The organism is Trichocoleus sp. FACHB-90 (assembly GCF_014695505.1).
Taxonomy (GTDB): domain Bacteria; phylum Cyanobacteriota; class Cyanobacteriia; order Cyanobacteriales; family FACHB-T130; genus Funiculus; species Funiculus sociatus.
Map to the genome: position 1 here is coordinate 1 of NZ_JACJOK010000097.1, position 17716 is coordinate 17716.

16 protein-coding genes are annotated in these 17716 nt (G+C 48.6%); 10 read left to right on the forward strand and 6 right to left on the reverse strand.

The window, feature by feature from the left end; genetic code table 11:
- Positions 1-287 precede the first annotated feature (287 nt).
- Positions 288-719, forward strand: coding sequence for a nucleoside deaminase (locus H6F74_RS27825; protein ID WP_190445349.1), 432 nt, complete (start codon positions 288-290; stop codon positions 717-719).
- 224 nt (positions 720-943) lie between these two features.
- Here H6F74_RS27825 and rbsK read toward each other — a convergent pair whose 3' ends face one another.
- The 3 genes from rbsK to ebsA form a co-directional block, all read right to left on the reverse strand.
- A complete protein-coding gene (rbsK, locus tag H6F74_RS27830) occupies positions 944-1873 on the reverse strand; it encodes a ribokinase (protein ID WP_190445350.1) in 930 nt (309 codons plus the stop codon).
- Between the two features lie 74 nt (positions 1874-1947).
- Positions 1948-3039 carry a DRTGG domain-containing protein gene (locus H6F74_RS27835; RefSeq protein ID WP_190445351.1) on the reverse strand — a complete coding sequence of 364 codons (1092 nt, stop codon included), beginning with the start codon at positions 3037-3039 and terminating at the stop codon, positions 1948-1950.
- A gap of 26 nt (positions 3040-3065) precedes the next feature.
- Positions 3066-3440, reverse strand: coding sequence for a type IV pilus biogenesis protein EbsA (gene ebsA, locus H6F74_RS27840; RefSeq protein WP_190419663.1), 375 nt, complete (start codon positions 3438-3440; stop codon positions 3066-3068).
- A 317-nt stretch (positions 3441-3757) separates the two neighbouring features.
- Here ebsA and H6F74_RS27845 point away from each other — a divergent pair, with 317 nt between their 5' ends.
- A complete protein-coding gene (locus H6F74_RS27845; protein ID WP_190445352.1) occupies positions 3758-4732 on the forward strand; it encodes a radical SAM protein in 975 nt (324 codons plus the stop codon).
- Positions 4686-6122 (forward strand): glycosyltransferase family 2 protein, encoded by a 1437-nt coding sequence (locus tag H6F74_RS27850; RefSeq protein ID WP_190445353.1) that lies wholly within the window; start codon positions 4686-4688, stop codon positions 6120-6122. The genes H6F74_RS27845 and H6F74_RS27850 overlap by 47 nt, the downstream gene beginning before the upstream one ends.
- Before the next feature lie 148 nt (positions 6123-6270).
- On the opposite strand, the gene H6F74_RS27855 is transcribed toward H6F74_RS27850, so the two are convergent.
- On the reverse strand, positions 6271-8277 hold the full coding sequence (locus H6F74_RS27855; RefSeq protein WP_190445354.1) for a DNA polymerase III subunit gamma/tau: 2007 nt from the start codon (positions 8275-8277) through the stop codon (positions 6271-6273).
- A gap of 234 nt (positions 8278-8511) precedes the next feature.
- Here H6F74_RS27855 and H6F74_RS27860 point away from each other — a divergent pair, with 234 nt between their 5' ends.
- Positions 8512-9939, forward strand: coding sequence for a tetratricopeptide repeat protein (locus H6F74_RS27860; protein WP_190445355.1), 1428 nt, complete (start codon positions 8512-8514; stop codon positions 9937-9939).
- Between the two features lie 167 nt (positions 9940-10106).
- Positions 10107-10997, forward strand: a complete 891-nt coding sequence (gene rnhA, locus H6F74_RS27865; protein WP_190445356.1) for a ribonuclease HI — start codon at positions 10107-10109, stop codon at positions 10995-10997.
- A 39-nt stretch (positions 10998-11036) separates the two neighbouring features.
- Here the strand turns inward: rnhA and H6F74_RS27870 are convergent, their stop codons facing one another.
- Both H6F74_RS27870 and cruF read right to left on the reverse strand, forming a co-directional pair.
- Complete coding sequence (locus H6F74_RS27870) at positions 11037-12410, reverse strand: glycosyltransferase family 2 protein (protein ID WP_206756369.1); 1374 nt, start codon at positions 12408-12410, stop codon at positions 11037-11039.
- Positions 12407-13327, reverse strand: coding sequence for a gamma-carotene 1'-hydroxylase CruF (gene cruF / locus H6F74_RS27875; protein ID WP_190445358.1), 921 nt, complete (start codon positions 13325-13327; stop codon positions 12407-12409). The genes H6F74_RS27870 and cruF overlap by 4 nt, the downstream gene beginning before the upstream one ends.
- Before the next feature lie 329 nt (positions 13328-13656).
- On the opposite strand from cruF, the gene H6F74_RS27880 reads away from it, so the two are divergent.
- The 5 genes from H6F74_RS27880 to aroF all read left to right on the forward strand — a co-directional run bounded on the left by H6F74_RS27880 (position 13657) and on the right by aroF (position 17449).
- Positions 13657-14931: a GNAT family N-acetyltransferase gene (locus tag H6F74_RS27880; RefSeq protein ID WP_190445359.1), complete on the forward strand. Its 1275-nt coding sequence runs from the start codon at positions 13657-13659 to the stop codon at positions 14929-14931.
- A complete protein-coding gene (gene ruvX, locus H6F74_RS27885) occupies positions 14894-15367 on the forward strand; it encodes a Holliday junction resolvase RuvX (protein ID WP_190445360.1) in 474 nt (157 codons plus the stop codon). The genes H6F74_RS27880 and ruvX overlap by 38 nt, the downstream gene beginning before the upstream one ends.
- Positions 15368-15421: 54 nt before the next feature.
- Entirely contained in the window at positions 15422-15691 is a 270-nt protein-coding gene (rpsO, locus tag H6F74_RS27890; RefSeq protein ID WP_190419641.1) for a 30S ribosomal protein S15, read from the forward strand.
- A 14-nt stretch (positions 15692-15705) separates the two neighbouring features.
- A complete protein-coding gene (locus H6F74_RS27895) occupies positions 15706-16158 on the forward strand; it encodes a PAM68 family protein (RefSeq protein ID WP_190445361.1) in 453 nt (150 codons plus the stop codon).
- 232 nt (positions 16159-16390) lie between these two features.
- Entirely contained in the window at positions 16391-17449 is a 1059-nt protein-coding gene (gene aroF / locus H6F74_RS27900) for a 3-deoxy-7-phosphoheptulonate synthase (RefSeq protein ID WP_190445362.1), read from the forward strand.
- The last annotated feature ends 267 nt before the right edge of the window (positions 17450-17716 follow it).

A 17716-nucleotide genomic window follows, 5' to 3' on the forward strand; every position in this document is an offset into this window, starting at 1 on the left:
GTGAAAACCGTAACGTTCGGTAAGTTTAATAAGGTATCTAGATGAAAGTCCATTGTTCTTTTTGGGTAAAATGTAGCGATCGCTACATTTTACCCCATGATGCCGCAAGACCCGCAATCTGTCGTTTAGAGGCTGCAATGGGAACTTCTCTCCAGTTGCAGCCTCATCTACACTATTAGCTACTCCTCCAGATGTTTAAAACTGGAAGACGAAGATATCAAAAACTTGAGCGATCGCGTTCCCAAGCAGTATCCTTTAAAAAACCTAACTGTGAGAAGTGAAGCCTTATGGATGAGTTTATGACAGATGCGATCGCACAAGCAAAACAAGGACTCGGTGAGGGAGGAATTCCTATCGGTTCAGTTCTAGTAAAGGACGGGAAAATTGTCGGTAGAGGACACAACAAGCGCGTCCAAGATAGCGACCCCGTTACCCACGCCGAAATTGATTGTTTACGCAACGCTGGCAGAATCGGCAATTACAAGGATACAACACTTTATTCTACGTTAATGCCTTGTTACCTCTGTGCTGGTGCCGTCGTCCAATTTGGGATTAAAAAAGTTATCGCTGGTGAGTCTGCAACCTTCTCCGGTGCAAAAGAATTTATGGAATCTCACGGCGTTGAGGTGATAGATTTAAACTTGGATGAATGTAAGCAGTTAATGAGCGATTTTATCCAGAAAAATCCGCACTTGTGGAATGAGGATATTGGAAAGTAATCGTTAGGTTGCCCTTAATCAAAAGGAAACTTTTTTATTCTCAACCAGTTGAAACCCTTAACTTTTTATGATATTATCATTTTGATAAGGAAGAAGTATCGCATTATATTTATATAATACAAGTTTTATACTACCAGAAAAAAGCAATTCTTACTAATAAAATTCCGCACCGACTCTGGAACTAAAAAAGAGAAATTCCTCTCTTTCTTTGCGTACCTTTGCATTTAAAAAATACCTCTCTCGCCCAGAAACCTATCAAACATCTGCCGATCAGGCAGAGAAGGCTGTGCGCCAGCAGTAGTTGCAGAAATAGCACCAGCAGCCGCACCCCACACCACCGCCTCACGTAGAGAACGCCCCTCAGCCAAAGCCGCAGCCAAAGCACCATTAAAGGCATCTCCGGCGGCAGTTGTGTCAATCGCTTGGACTGGAAAAGCCGGGACAAAGAATGTCTCTTGGGCATTGGCACAGAAGACACCGCGATCGCCCAACTTTACAATTGCGTTTCCCACACCCCAACCAAGTAAAATTGTTGCAGCTTTATCAGCAGCTTCTTGCCCATCTACGGGAAAACCCACCAACTGCCCCGCTTCCACTTCGTTAGGGGTAATGATGTCAACCAACGGGTAAAGCTGCTGTGGGATATCCAATGATGCTGGTGCGGGGTCGAGAATCACTCGGACACCAGCCTGTCGCCCTGCCTCGGCTGCTGCTAAAACAGCACTCATCGGTATCTCTAACTGTAAGAGTAAGGCGGCGGCTTCAGGTAACAAAGTTTTCAGACGTTCAACATCGTCCTCGTTCACGCGCCCATTAGCACCAGCAACGATGATAATGTTATTTTCTCCAGCGTCATCCACAGTAATAATAGCGACACCAGAAGCAGCTGCCTCATCCACCAACACCGCCCCGGTATCAACGCTAGAAGCTTGAAGACCTGCCAGGAGTTCGCGCCCAAAACTATCGCCGCCCAAACGCCCCGCCATCTGAGTTGGAACCCCCAGTCGGGCTGCTGCTACTGCTTGATTCGCCCCTTTGCCACCAGCGGCGGTAAAAAAGTCATGTCCCCGCAGCGTTTCCCCAGCGACTGGCAACCGATGCGATCGCGCTACCAAATCCATATTAATGCTGCCGAAGACAATTACTTTGCTCATTATGGAAGTATTGCTAATTGCTAATAGTTGCTTCTGACAATTAGCCATTAGCTATTAACCATTAGCAACTTTCTTTATTGCACCGTCACTGCTGCTTCCAAACCCAGAGTCCCCATAAGGCGGTCAATGTCGAAGTGTTCCGCCATCATCTGGCGGATACACTCTACTTTGATCGGTTCGTGTAGCCGCACCTGACCAAAGGCACGATCGATAATTCCTACAGTTGTTAGCGTATCCAGGTCAACCGATAGAATTGGGATCTCTAAATCTTCAGCGCGGCTGAGGATAAAGTGTTGCGGCGGCAGTTGACCAGTCAAAATCAGACACTGGGTAGAAGTTTCCAGGGCGGCTAGTTGGATGTCTGTGCGATCGCCTCCAGTCACCACCGCCATATTCATTCCCTTACGGAAATACTTCAGCGCTGAGTTGACATTCATTGCGCCAATTGTCAAGCTTTGCACCATCAAATCTAACCGATCTGGACGGCAAAGCACTTCTGCCTTCAGCTGGTTTACCAGTTCCCGAACGCTGACACTCCGCAGCAATTCACTGCGTGGCAACATTGCTAGTACCGGAATCCCCTGCCGTTCCAGAAAAGGACGCACAAACTTCTGGGCATCCTCCAGATTAGCAGAGGGAATATCGTTAATCAAAACACCCAACAAGCGATCGCCTAGTCTCTCCTTAGCTGATAACAAAGCATCCACCAACAACACCGAGTGAAAACGCGCCACCAGTAAAACCGCCGCGTCAACAGCAGCAGCGACCTGTCCCAGAGACAAGTCGAACAAGCTCCCCTCCTCCAAATTACCAGGCCCTTCCAACAACACCAACTTTGCCCCAGGCACCATGCGATACTGCTCAAGAGACTCGCGATAATCCCTCTGGTCAACTCCCGATAAGCGTCTTTGAATTGTCTCCTCATCTAGAGACAGCAGAGTTGGACAAACCCGGTTTTCTGGTAACTTCAACACAGTTGCCAGTAACCGGACATCCTCCTCCATCGCATCCGTTTGCGACTCGCTTAAACAAGTACCTAGTGGTTTACCGTAGGCGATATCCAGTCCTCTTTCTTTGAGCTGGTGGGCAATCCCTAAGATTGCCGCTGACTTGCCACTGTAAGCTTCTGTTGACCCTATTAGCAAATATTTAGCTGATTTTGGCACACCCTCACTCCTAATTTTTACGGTGTTCAACTGTCTGCACGTAGCAGCTTGCGATAGAACGCCTGAGAAAAGTCGATTGAGCGAGTGCGCTTGTAATTCATAATTACGTCGATTAAAAAATCGACCAACTCCGAATTTGCCATCATCACTTCGTAACTCAGCTCCGCATTCCCATCAAACTGCAATCTGCAACGGGTAAGCTCTATGGGCATTTTAGAGACATACCAGGTGGCAACAAAAGGAATGCTTTCGCCGCCTTCTATTTTGCGATTACCTTCTAAAGATCCTTTTTGATACAAGCTAATTGCCAAGGGTAACATATTACGCTTGGTACCCTGGTAGTAGGGCATATAAACACTGACATCCCCTTGGGGTGCAGGCTGAAGTTGGTCGATTGACATACTGAAACTTTCCTCAATTTCCGTCTATTTGGCAGTCAGGGTCTTCCTTAATTGTCTGCCAACCCAGCATCCGATTGAGAACAGATTAGCTTAGAGTTTTTGCGTTGGAAAGTGGCGTTAAGGGAGATTTTACATTAATATACCGCTCCGGCCTTCTGTCCACAGATAAATTCGCGAAAAAAGAAAACACAAGCAATTCCCCAATTTCCCCATTCTCAATTCCTAATTCTCCAGCCCCCTAAATAAAACTTCCCATCTGCTGCCGATTGGTTTACTCTGGCTGAAGAATGCTATGGAATACCTCATGGGCGAAATCTATGACTCCTCTGGTTGCTAATTACTACTTGACCTATCGCTGCAACGCTCGCTGCCATTTTTGTAACATCTGGGCGTTAGAACCACCCGTAGAAGCTGACTTCAACACGATTCAACACAATTTACAGGACTTGCGGCGCTTGGGTGTCAAGTATGTAGATTTTACTGGTGGAGAACCGCTGCTGCGTGCCGATGTAGGACAGATTTATTCTGAGGCTAAGCGGCAGGGATTCTGGACCAGCATGACGACGAACACAATTCTTTACCCCAAAAAAGCTCATGAAATTAAGGGGTTAGTTGACTTTTTGAATTTCTCCCTGGATGGTGCCGATGCCGAAACTCATGACTCCTCGCGGGGGGTGAAGATTTTTGACACTTTGGTGGAGTCGGTGGAAATCGCCCATGCTTTGGGCGAACAACCCGTTCTAAATCACACCGTAACTGCCCAGAACTACCCCCACATCGATCAAGTAGGAGAACTGGGTCAACGTCTGGGTGCCAGGGTATGGCTCAATCCAGCCTTCACCGCTCACGACAACTACAATTCCAAAAAGAATCCCACCCCTGAGATAGTAGCCGCAATTCACGCAAGTGCTAAGAAATACAAGAATGTTGGGTACAATAAGGCAGCACTGGCTTTTATTGAAGCTGGGGGGAATGATACCAAAAATCCCCGTTGTAAAGCGGTGGATGCTGTAATTGCTATTTCTCCTGACGACAAGCTACTCCTGCCTTGCTATCACTTTGCCCAAACAGGCGTTCCCATTGACGGTAAACTTTACGACCTCTATCGCCAGTCGGAGGAAGTGGAACAATACCGCAAATCTCAGGGCAAGCTGTCGGTGTGTGAAGGCTGCACTGTCTGGTGTTACCTAATACCCAGCTTCTTTATGGGTGTAGACAAGTATTGGTGGTTAAATCAAGTAACATATGCCGGAGAATTCCTGGCCCGAAAACGATTCTTACAACGAGCTTGAACCGCTCGATTCTCTATTGTCTGAATGTAGAGACGCAATTCAGGGCGTCTCTACAGAAGAATTTGAGAGCGAGTTTTTTCAGGGACTAGCAGGACGCCGCCGCAAAGCGGCGTTTGCCTTAACGGTAATTTGGGGCAGTACTGTTGCTCTGCATTTTATCGTTTGGGGGTCATGGCTAGTTGTGGGACTGACAGCGTTGCTGTTTATTCAGGCGTTGCGCGTCGTGTTTGCTCGCCCCTTAAAGCTCCCGGAGCCTTTATCTGAAGAAACAAAAGACGAATGGCCTTATGTTTCCTTGTTAGTGGCGGCCAAAAATGAAGAAGCTGTTATTGGCAGATTGGTGAGGACACTGTGTAATCAAGATTACCCCGTAGATCGGTATGAAGTGTGGGTGATTGACGATCACAGCACTGACCGAACGCCGCTATTGTTAGAGCAACTGGCTAAAGAATATCGTCAGATGAAAGTGCTGCGGCGACCTGCTAATGCGGGTGGCGGCAAGTCGGGGGCGCTTAATCAGGTGTTACCTTTGACGCGGGGACAAATTGTTGGGGTGTTTGATGCTGATGCTCAAGTGCCAACCGATATGCTGCGGCGAGTGTGTCCCAGTTTCCAGCGGGAAGCGGTGGGAGCAGTGCAGATGCGAAAAGCGATCGCAAACGCCTCTCTCAATTTCTGGACGAGGGGCCAGAAGGCAGAAATGGCATTCGACACCTATCTCCAGCAGCAGCGGATCGCCATTGGCGGTATTGGGGAACTGCGCGGTAACGGTCAGTTTGTCCGCAGAACTGCCCTGGAAAGCTGCGGCGGGTGGAACGAGGAAACTATCACCGACGACTTAGATTTAACCTTCCGCTTACACCTTGACCAGTGGGATATTGATTTTGTCATCTTTCCAGCGGTACAGGAGGAAGGCGTTACAAATGCGATCGCTCTTTGGCATCAGCGCAACCGTTGGGCAGAAGGCGGATACCAACGCTATCTGGACTATTGGCGGCTTTTGGTATCAAACCGCATGGGAACTTTAAAAACCCTGGATTTATTCTCATTTACAATCATTCAGTACATCCTCCCCGCCGCGGCCGTCCCAGACTGCTTAATGGCTCTTGTCCGGAATCGTCCCCCCGTCCTCGCTCCTATCAGCAGTTTCGCCATCACTCTTCCCCTACTAGGGATTTTCATCGGACTGCGCCGGATTAGTAAACAGGAGAAATTCAGAACATCCAACTTTTTCGATACCCTAGTTGCTACCCTGCGCGGCGTTTTTTATCTGTTCCACTGGATACTGATAATGGCTAGTACCACCGCCCGGATGTCCGTGCGACCAAAGCGCTTGAAATGGGTCAAAACTGTGCATCATGGCACTGGTGACGAAAATTTGGAGTTTTAATCTCTTTAGCTAGTGTCTAATGGCAAAAATTAGCTATAGCAATCCTATTTGAGTTGTGAGGCACCCCTTCAGATACCCGACTTCTTAGAGAAGCCGGGTATCTCGCCTTAACGAATCATTTAGGGCTGCTATAGATGACTTGCTCTCGTTAAAAATCTACATAGTCATCATCTTCCCACTCTTGCTCAGGCTCAGGGGCAGGAGAAATAATATCTTGGGCTGGCGGCTGCGGAATTTCAGGTTCGATTAACTCTAAATCGCCATTTTCATTAACAATATCACCATGAAAATAGTCGGCAAGCCGTTTGGCAGCGATCGCTACAGCTTGAGTGTCAGAACGCACCGCCAGTTCATCCTCCTGCCAGCTAGAAGGTGCCTGCACTGAGGGTGGATTACGTTCAGTTGTTGAATCTTTTTTGTTAGCCTCTATCCTCTCCTGGGGTGGAACCTGTGACGGTATCTGGTTTTGTGAAGGCTTTGCTTCATAGTTAGCAGCACTATCCTCCTTCACCTCCAAAGAAGGCGGTGTTGTCCCCTGACTGGAAGTTCGTGACTGGGTAGCTGATTGCGAATCAGTCGCAGTCCCAACTTGAAAGTTAACCTTCACCTTATGCTGAAGAACCTCTTGAAAAGCAGCTTCGAGACTAGCTAATTTGGGTTTGGCATAGTTGTTGAGCAATTGCGGCGAACTGATGCCGACACAGGCTATTTGACCTTTGATATCTAATAGATATCCGTGTTGGCTGAAAAGGGCTTTACCTGGGAGTGGGAGACGATCCAGCACCTGTTGCCAAACTTGCTCAAGTTCGGATTGTTGACCAACAACCGTACTTTGCGTCGTTGGTGCAACACTTTCGGCTTGTGCGCTAACAGCGGGCGCAGAAACAGGGGAAGCGGGTTGTGGATTTTCACGCGGTGGGGGCGGTGTCTGCTCTTTCTGGGATAAATTGGCAGACGGGCTGGGTTGGGGTGGTGTCGCTAATCCAGCCGATTTCGGGCTTTCCGGTTTCGCCGGCTGATTGTTGACTCTAAACTCCGGAATTTGAGCGACCGATTTTTGACTTTCAAGAGAATCCGGTAATAATCCCAACAGCGTCACTTCTAGCCACAGGCGCGGCTGAGTGGTATTTTTAATCTGAACTTCGCTATCTTTAAGATGCTTTTGCCCCAGCAAAATTGTCGAAATATCTAAACCTTCAAACTCACACAACGCTTTCCAAGTTGGGGCAGTCAAAGCAACTAAGTCAGAGCGGTTGGGAGCTTTTTTAGCTATTAACAAATCGCGGTAGAAACCAGCAAAATTCTGAAGGACAATCAAAGGCTCTCTGCCCCTGTCCATGAGTTTGCGTGTCTTGTCGAGAACAGCTTCCGGATTGTTAGATGCGATCGCCTGCAACAAATCCATTAAATCTCTTTCTGGCACCGCCCCCACTAAGTCCCAAACGGCTTCCACCGTCACCTGACCGGGTAATAAACTCAGTTGGTCGAGGAGACTTTCCGCATCCCTCAAGCCTCCCTGAGCTACTTGCGCCACCAGAGTCATCGCCTCCACGGTGATATTAATATTTTCCAGCTGGGCAATCTTTAAGAGATGACCCACCATCGCCTCTAGGGGAATGCGACGAAAATCAAACCGCTGGCAGCGAGAGATAATCGTCGGTAACACCCTCTGGGGGTCTGTTGTCGCCAGGACAAAGACCACGTGCTTAGGTGGCTCCTCCAGCGTCTTCAGCAAGGCATTGAACGCCGCCGTGCTGAGGCTATGAACCTCATCGATTACATAAACCTTATAGCGACACTGGACTGGGGAATATTGGGCGCGTTCGATGATTTCCCGAATGTTGTCTACGCCTGTGTTGCTGGCGGCGTCGATTTCAATCACATCCAGCGCGGAACCTTTAGTAATTCCAAAGCAAACATCGCAAACTCCACAAGGCTGATCCGTAGGAATATTGCTAGAAAGACAGTTGAGCGACTTTGCCAGAATTCGGGCGCTGGAAGTTTTGCCCGTCCCTCTGGAGCCAGTGAATAAATAGGCAGGGGCAATGCGTTCGCTGCGGATGGCGTTGGTGAGAGTTTGGGCGATCGCTTCTTGTCCCACCAAATCCGCGAACGTCTGAGGGCGATACTTGTGATGCAGGGGTTCGTAGGTCACGGCATTCAGAAAGACAAGGACTAGAGCAACAGTTGCCCATAAAAGTCTAGCGTGTTGGTCTGGTCAAACCTTGCTGTGTTAATCTACTGTTGCTTTATTTTATTTGGTTCGGTTTTCTTGAAACTTTTATTCGAGTTAACTGGACAAAAGGTATGATGGGCAAGTATATGCGGCACTATCATCAGTTCAAGCCAGTTGGGTAGAATCTGAGGAAGTGCGACGGGAATGGGGCAAATGTTAAAGCAAATATGGCGATCGCTTGTAAGGTGGTTTCAGCGTTTATTTGGTTCCGACAACAGGCGGAAACCTACACCGTCTTCGTTTCAACCGGAAACCCCTAAACCCCTGTCCGATACAGATTATGAATTTTTGTATACCCAACTGCTCGAAGGTGTGACGCATGGTTGGCAGCAGCCACGAGTTTTGCGTTTTTTTGAAAGTTTGGGCGATCGCGGCAGCCAAGCCCAATGGGTAGGATGGTTGCGTCGCTTTGGCGATAGATTATTGGCTTCACCTGTGCCAAATAATGAGTTAGCAGCGCGGATGGTGCAGTTGGGTCAGATGGGGTGCGGCGAAATTAGCGATGTTTCCTATGAGATTGGGATGCAGCTATTGACCCGTTCTCCGGCACGAATGGGACAAAGGGAGCCTGTTTCTGAGCCTGTCTCTGAGATATTCGAGTACGAGGAGTACGAGCGCCCTGAAGAAGCTCCGCCAGAAAATAACCAGCCAGAGGAAAGCCCAGAACTCAAGACAGTCACGTTGGATGAGTTGTTTGTAATGTTAGAGCAGGATGCTGGGTTACGCCAGCAAGTCGCCGAGCAACTGCAAATTGACACAACCGATCCACAAGTGATTATTCAAGCATTGGTTAATCAATTCAATGCTGCCGATCAAGAGAATGCAGACCAACCAGCAGAGGAAGTATCCCAGCAAGGCTCAGACGAAGCAGAAGCTTGGTTAAACCAAGGCGTTCAGCAAGTTCTGGCAGAAAATTTTCCAGAAGCGATCGCTAGTTTTGAGAGAGCCACCCAACTTAAACCCGACAACGAGGAAGCTTGGTACAGCAAGGGTATAGCGCTATCGCACTTAGGACGCTTTGAAGAAGCGATCGCTTCTTTAGACAAAGCTCTGCAACTCAAACACAACTATCCCGAAGCCTGGAACCTGCGGGGATTTGCCCTACAAAACTTAAACCGATATGAAGAAGCGATCGCATCTTTAGACCAAGCGCTGCAATTCAAGCTTGACGACTGGCAATCTTGGATAGGTCGCGGCAATTGTGCCGCCAATTCAGTTAGTTATGACCCTCTGTTGGCTTCCTTAAGTCAATTAGCTCAAAACAATCCAAATTTGAACCAGCGCGGCTTTGAAGGGCAAATAGCTTGCTATCAGGAAGGGTTAAAATATGTCACCCAAGACAGCGATCCGATCGGCTGGGGCATATTACATCAAGCTATCGGCAATGCTCACCATCAAAAAGGGCAGCGAGATTTTATGATCGATCCCTATTTTCACCAAGCTTTAGCCGAATACCAAGAGGCGCTAAAAACCCTTACACAAGAAAATTTTCCAGATGCGTACCAGGCGATTTTGCAAGACATCCAGCAAGTTCAGCTAGCTTTAGGGGAAACAAATGACGATATTTCCTCACCCAGTTAAATTGAGCGACTGCGATCGCCCATAGTTCAATTTTTTTAATAGAATTGGCTGACGTCAGTAAAATAGAACCAACCCAATCCAACACTCACTCCAACGACTGGGCAGATTTTCCCATCATTGGCAGCATCTAACTTTTTGTTAACAATCAACAACTAACAACTACCTTGATGCCCTTCTCACGTAAAATCAAAACTCTTTACACCGATGGAGCTTGCCGTGGCAACCCTGGCCCTGGCGGCTGGGGCGTTGTGGTTTATTTTAATGATGGATCGGTCTATGAAATGGGCGACGCAGATCCGGCTACCACAAATAACCGCATGGAAATGCAAGCAGCGATTGGTGCCTTAAAACTCGTAACTGCCACCGGACAACAAGAACCAGTTACTCTTTACACTGATAGCGAATACCTGAGAAACGGCATTACCAAATGGGTTAAAGGCTGGAAAAAGAAGGGTTGGAAAACCTCTGAAGGTAAACCCGTTCTCAACAAAGACCTCTGGGAAATTCTCGATGAACTCAATTCCCAGCATATCGAGTGGCGGTATGTGCGGGGTCACGCAGGAAATGAAGGAAATGAGCGCTGCGATGAGATCGCCCGCGCTTTTGCCCTTGGTCGCGCCCCTGACCTGCAACAAACACAACCAGATGCCTTAATTAGTTCACAGGCTACCGATTCCATCGATCGGGAAACGATACAATCGAGTGACGTATCTTCTGACCCTCCTAACCTCGGCCTTGTCATGGTAGACTCTACTACTCCTCCGTCTATTGATTCTCTGGACAATCTGCCCCGTGAAGTGAGAGTCGCCCAACTTCGCAACTTGATAGAAACTCTCCACGTAGCTGACGAAATAGCTGCTAAAGGCTATCTGATTACTAGCTCTGAATTAGCCGATCTAATGGATGTCAATGCCAGTGCTGTCACCAGTCGCGGCGACAACTGGGGTTGGCGCAATTGGGTTGTATCGCGGGTGCGCCGCGAGGGAAATCAAATTCTATGGCAGCTGGAACGAGTGGATGAGGTAAACAGTAATTTTGAAACAAGTGCTAATAGCTAATAGCTAATGGCTAATTGTCAATAGCCATTAGCTATTAGTTTATCCATAATTCCGCCCCCGCCACTGCTTTGGAGTGCGGAAGGCAGACAAGAAAATTCGCAACACTGCCAAGGGATCTGCCAGAGGAGAAAGATAAAAGTAAACAGGTAAATGCAGAAACGGAAAATTTCGCGTCTCTACACGATCGTTTAAGGGGGCGACATGGGGCGATCGCATGAAGTCATATGAGGGCGCGATCGCTAACAGCAAGGCAAACCTAATCACAAGCAGAAATAAGTTCAACCCAGCTACCGCTAGGACAGGTATTGAAGAATTCCCCATTACTAGCCAACTCAGTAGAATAAAGGATGCTAATAGGGGTAGACCTTGAGTGCAAGTAAGCAACCACAAATCGCCCCATATCTGACCACTTGATGAGGCATCTTTGAGATCAAGCGATCGCCCCCACTCATTCCAGGTTTCAGCTGCTCCCTCATACATCCGCACCTTCAAGACCTTAGCTCCATCCAGAAAGCCCACCTTAAAGCCACCGGAAGCGATGTTACGAGCAAGAGTCACATCGTCACAAAAAGAACTCTTAGCACTGGTATACCCCCCCACAGCCTCTAACACCGAGCGACGACACAGGAAACACTGACCATTCGCCATCACTCGCGACGGATCTTGAGTATTTGTCCCCGCCGGATCGAATCGGTAGAGTAGAGTCATTAACAGTGCTGGTTGCAGCCACCACTCCCCAGGATATTTGAGGATAAACTGCGGCGACAGAGAAACCAAATCGTAACCTTCTGCCTCTGCTGCCTTTACCAAACCAGCAACTAAGCCCGGACTAGGCTGAGTATCGGCATCAAGACCCAAAAACCATTCTGGGAATTGGGGATTGGGAATTGGGGATTGGGAATTGGGGATTGGGAATTGGGGATTGGGAATTGGGGATTGGGAATTGTCCCCAGCCCCTTGTCCCCAGTCCCCAGCCCCCAGCCCCCAGTCCCCAGCCCCCAACCCTGCCATATGCAAAAAGCCATTATGCAAAGCCCAAGGACGACCCACCCAGCCAGAGGGAAGAGGGTCATCATTGATTAGGCGAAATCGGGGGTCTTTCTGCTGTGCTGCTTTTACTAAATCTGGCGTTCCATCTTGGGAACGACTATCAACGACGATAATTTCTCGGACTTCGTAGCTTTGGCGCGTTAACCCTGCTAAACAAGGACTAATTCGCTCTGCCTCGTTTAAAGTAGGAACCACCACACTGACTGCCCCGAAAAGTTCCGGCGTTGCAGTGTGGGGTTCAACAGGCGATCGCCTAGAAGGCCCTTTCAACAGCCGCGAAAGCAGAATAAATGCTGCTGGTGCTTGAATCAACAGCAGCAAGAGCGATATTGCGCTCTGTAGTATTAACCAATCGACGCTCACTTCACCGCCACTTTGACTTGAGTAACTGGAATTTCTGGCTTCATACTGGCAGGAGTTTCAGTTGTGGATTCTTTTACATCTGCTGGTTTTGCCATCTGCCATAGTGTCAAAGCCGGAATGACACCGACAATAACTCCCAACGAGACTGGTATCCAATACCCAGCTGCCAAGCTCAATCCAGCTGCATAACCAAAGTTACTTAGATAAATGGTGAGTGGGAAACCCAGCTGATTGCGCTCCAATAGAATCGGTGTCTTTCTCCACAACATTGCTCCCACACCGATAAATAGCGAGCTAGTGCCAAACCAACCCGCATAGTTTCGGTAGGGTGTGCCAAAGAAGGCTCCTGGGTGTTCCCAATACCAAAAAGGCACCATCGTCTGACTCATTGCTGGCTCTAGGGCAAAATCCCAAGAGGTGAACATCATAGCCGCAAGAGCGATCGCGCCCACATAGCGAACCAAACTTGGATTTTGCCGAGTTTTTAGACCCGCACAAGCAATTAAATAGGAAACCAATCCCATATAAAACCAGGACAAGGGAATAGTGAAAGGCACCAGTCCACCAATCTTATACCCCAAGCCATTCAGGTAGCTGTAGTCCCCAAAGGGAAAGCCTGTACTGGTTCCCAGCAGTTCGCTCCCCAAAGACAGACACACCGCTGGCAACATGAAAGTTAGCCAGTGCCATAGCCCCAGCTTTCTGTACGCATAAATGGCAACGGCGATGGTTCCCAAGACGATATTAACCACGCCACCCCCAGCCATACTCCACTGGAATGCAGTCTGCCCCGTTTCCCCTAAATTCATAATTAGTTCAGGATGGGGTACGACCAGCACCAGTCCCGCCAGTCCAAAAACCATCGTTACAATATGACCAATCAGGCAGAAACGCTCGACAGTGACAAGTTGCTTCATTGCAAAATTCTAAGTTGATATTTTCTTAATAGTAGTTTACAAATGTTTGTCAACTAAACCCACCAAAAGCCCCTGCCGCTTTTGCTAATAGTCAGGGAACAGTTGGAAAGTTCCAATTTTCCAACCTTTCAACCTCTAGCGACAACCCATAACAGTTGGAATCGTTCGTCATCTTCGGCGGACAGGAGGGGAAAGCAGTTAAGATATTGGCAGCAACACCCAGTAAGAGCCAGCGGTTTTTTCACAAAAAAAACTGTTGGTAGTCTCTGTTCTAGGCTGGCTCTACAGTGCAGCTTAGCCTACACCATCTGCTTCATGGTTCTTCCAACATGACTTCATTTCTGCCTAAAGAAACCAAAACAGCGATCCGCCCAGTTCAATACCGCGATCTGGATGCGATCACACAGCTTGCCGCCGAAGAACTTGAGGGAGGGAACCCAGCCTCCTCAACGGCTCTTGCTACGCAGGTACATCGTGTTAGACCCTGGTTTGGCCCGCTGAAGTTTTTGAGTTGGTTTCCCAACCCTTGTCAGCATACCTTTAATGTTTATGTCGCGGAGCAGGATAACCAGATTCGCGGCACGATTCAGGTGTCACCTTTTAACCGCACAGGCAGCACTTGGCGGGTTGAACGGGTGTTGGTGGAGACAGGAAGCCCGACGGAAATAGGCTCCGGGCTGTTGCGTCATTGCTTTGAGGCGATCGTCGAAGCTCGTACCTGGTTGCTGGAAGTGAATATCCACAATAAAGCGGGGCTGGCTCTTTACCGACAGAACGGTTTTCAGCCTTTGGCGCAGCTAACTTACTGGGCGATCGCGCCAGAATTGCTCTCGTCATTACAAGATCGGGAACCCGATTTACCCAATCTCCTTCCGGTAAGTAACGCTGATGCCCAACTGCTATGCCAGTTGGATACAGTTTCTATGCCGCCTTTGTTGCGTCAGGTGTTTGACCGCAACATCCATGACTTCAAAACCAACGTTGTTAACAGTTTCCTGACTAATTTGAAGCACTGGTTGGGCAAAACACACAGCGTTAGTGGCTATGTGTTTGAACCGCAGCGCAAGGCTGCAATTGGCTATTTTCAGATTTTTCTCTCGCGCGATGGCTCTCAACCCCATGTAGCCGAGTTGACCGTACATCCAGCCTACACCTGGCTGTACCCAGAATTGCTTTCACAAATGGCTCAAATTGTCAAGGATTACCCCGCACAATCCCTGCAACTGGCTTCAGCTGACTATCAGCCAGAACGCGAAGAATATTTGGAACAGTTGGGAGCCGAGCGGATTTCCCATTCCCTACTGATGTCTCGTTCCGTCTGGCACAAGCTGCGTGAGGCAAAACCGCTCTCTTTAGAAGGGCTACAATTAGCTGAAATGCTCCAAGGTCTTCAGCCGGCACATAAACCAATACCGGGGCGGATGTCTTGGCTCAAGTCCAAGCAAAAGAAGCAGATACCAGCCGAGGCTCCGAAGGATTCACCATTGCCGGTGAACGGTTCAACAGTGCTAAACTCACAGAATCTGGAGGCAACAAAAACCAACCCGAACGACCGGGGAAAAGATAATGGAGAGAATCTCGGCCCTGGGGTTGGATGTCGGTAAAAAGCGCGTTGGGGTGGCAGGTTGTGATGGCACTGGTTTGATTGCCACTGGGATTGCCACAATTGATCGCATTTCATTTGAGCGAGATGTAGAGCAGCTGCAACAGCTGGTTGAGGAGCGACAAGCGCAAGTTCTTGTTGTGGGCTTACCTTATTCGATGGATGGGACGCTGGGTTTCCAGGCGAAGCAGGTGCAGAAATTTGCCGAACGCATGGCTGAAGCTCTCCAGTTACCTCTAGAGTATGTGGATGAGCGGCTGACATCCTATGAGGCAGAGGAACTGATCAGAGAAGAGAAGCGATCGCCTGCTCACAACAAAGCTCTGATTGACCGTAAGGCAGCAGCTTTGATCTTGCAACGCTGGTTAGATGAGCGTCGCACAAAACTTAGGAAGTTATCCTTATCGCCTAGTCAATCACTAATGACTGATGGCTAAGCAAATTAAGTGGTAATATGAGAGATTGCTGCATTCTATTAAATTACTTTCCCCATGACTCTGCCGCAACAGCGTAAACACGAAATTATGACCGAGTACCAGGTTCACGAAACTGATACCGGATCGACCGATCTCCAGATTGCCATGCTGACGGAACGCATCAATCGTCTTAGCACTCACCTGAGAGCCAACAAGAAAGATCATGCTTCAAGGCGGGGTCTGTTAAAGATGATTGGTACCAGAAAGCGTCTCTTGTCCTATCTGCAAAAGGAAGACAGACCACGCTATCAAGCCTTAATTGGCCGTCTCGGTATTCGCGGTTAAAGAACTTTTTACCTATGTCTGAAGAATCCCAACGCGATCGCTTACCTTTTGAACCCAAGAAGAATCGCAAAAAAGCGGCGAAAACCCCAGCGAAACCCTCTAGCACTGCTAAAGAGAATCTTCAGCAGCCGAACCAAAAGCCTGAGTCAACGGCAGTGCCAGAAGTGGTGAGCAAGCGCATGGTGAGCCGGATAGCTCTTTTTTGCGGGATTCCCACTGCGTTAGGCATCTTGACTTTTATCGTTAGCTATGTAGTAGTTAGCCAACAATGGTTAAAGTTGCCTAACGTCGCAGTTTTACTTGTGAGTATGGGCTTTTTTGGTCTGGGTGTCCTGGGATTAAGTTACGGGGTGATTTCCGCCTCTTGGGATGAAGAGATACCTGGGAGTAAACTAGGCTGGAAAGAGTTCACCACGAACTGGGGGCGACTGACATCGGCATGGCGGTCGGCTGGGCAAAAAGATTAATTACATCCAGCTGCAACGCTAACAGTTTGAAGGTGAGTTTTAGTTATAAGTTGTTAGAAAACACTAACATCGGTTTCACTCTTCCCCTGGGGTTAAAATCCCAGGCTATTTTTGTTTCTTACGGGCGATCGCTTAAATGGCAATTTATGTAGGTAAGGCTGCTATTGCGATCGCTGGTAAATTTTGAGGAGCGAGATCAGCACACAAGCAACCGAATCATGGAGTTGAAAAAATGATTGTAGTCATGAAAGTTGGTACTCCAGAGGTCGAGATTGAGCGCGTTAGCTCTGAACTCGGCACTTGGGGACTAACACCAGAAAAAATTGTTGGGAAGCACAAGGTAGTATTGGGTCTTGTTGGCGAAACAGCTGACCTCGACCCCCTCCAGATGCAAGAAATTAGCCCTTGGGTTGAACAGGTTCTGCGAGTTGAGCAGCCCTTTAAACGAGCAAGTCGCGATTATCGTCACGGTGAAGCCAGCGACGTTGTAGTATCAACTCCTAACGGCGCTGTCACTTTTGGCGAAAACCATCCTTTAGTAGTGGTGGCTGGGCCTTGTTCGGTCGAGAATGAAGAAATGATTATTGAAACCGCACGTCGAGTTAAGGCGGCGGGAGCGCAGTTTTTGCGCGGCGGTGCCTATAAGCCTCGGACTTCGCCCTATGCTTTCCAAGGACACGGTGAGAGTGCCTTGAATTTGCTGGCGGCTGCACGGGAAGCAACAGGCTTAGGTATTATTACGGAATTGATGGATAGCCCTGAATTGGATGTGGTGGCAGAATTTGCCGACGTGATCCAAATCGGTGCCAGAAATATGCAAAATTTCTCCCTGTTGAAGAAAGTAGGAGCGCAGGAAAAGCCTGTGCTGCTGAAGCGGGGAATGGCGGCGACGATTGAAGATTGGTTGATGGCAGCGGAATACATCTTGGCTGCTGGCAACCCAAATGTGATTTTGTGCGAACGTGGTATCCGCACCTTTGACCGTCAATATGCGCGGAATACGCTGGATTTGTCAGCAATTCCAGTCCTGAGAACTTTGACTCACCTACCAATTATGATTGACCCCAGTCACGGTACTGGTAAGTCTGAATATGTGCCTGCAATGGCGATGGCATCTATCGCTGCTGGTGCTGACTCGTTGATGATTGAAGTCCACCCCAACCCGAAGAAAGCTCTTTCTGACGGCCCTCAATCTCTGACACCAGAGCGTTTCGACCGCTTGATGCAAGAGATGTCTGTAATTGGCAAAGCCGTAGGTCGCTGGCCTGAGCCAGCCGTTGTTTTGGCTTAGAGCTACAAGGGTGGGCAAATGCTCACCCTTTTTTTTATGGATGCGTATGAATGCGATCGCTACCTTTGATAAGTTATGGAATGCGATCGCTCTCGGTACATCCCCCAACCTCCCTTTAAAAGGCGGCTAGATTCTCCAAAACCCCCTTAACAAAGTAGGGCTAATTTATTGTCAGCAGATGAAAAAGCTTGTCGAGGTCATGCTGGAGAAAACGTTGGGCTTTGGACAACGAACGGTACCCCCAATCACGGATGAGGTTAAGGACAA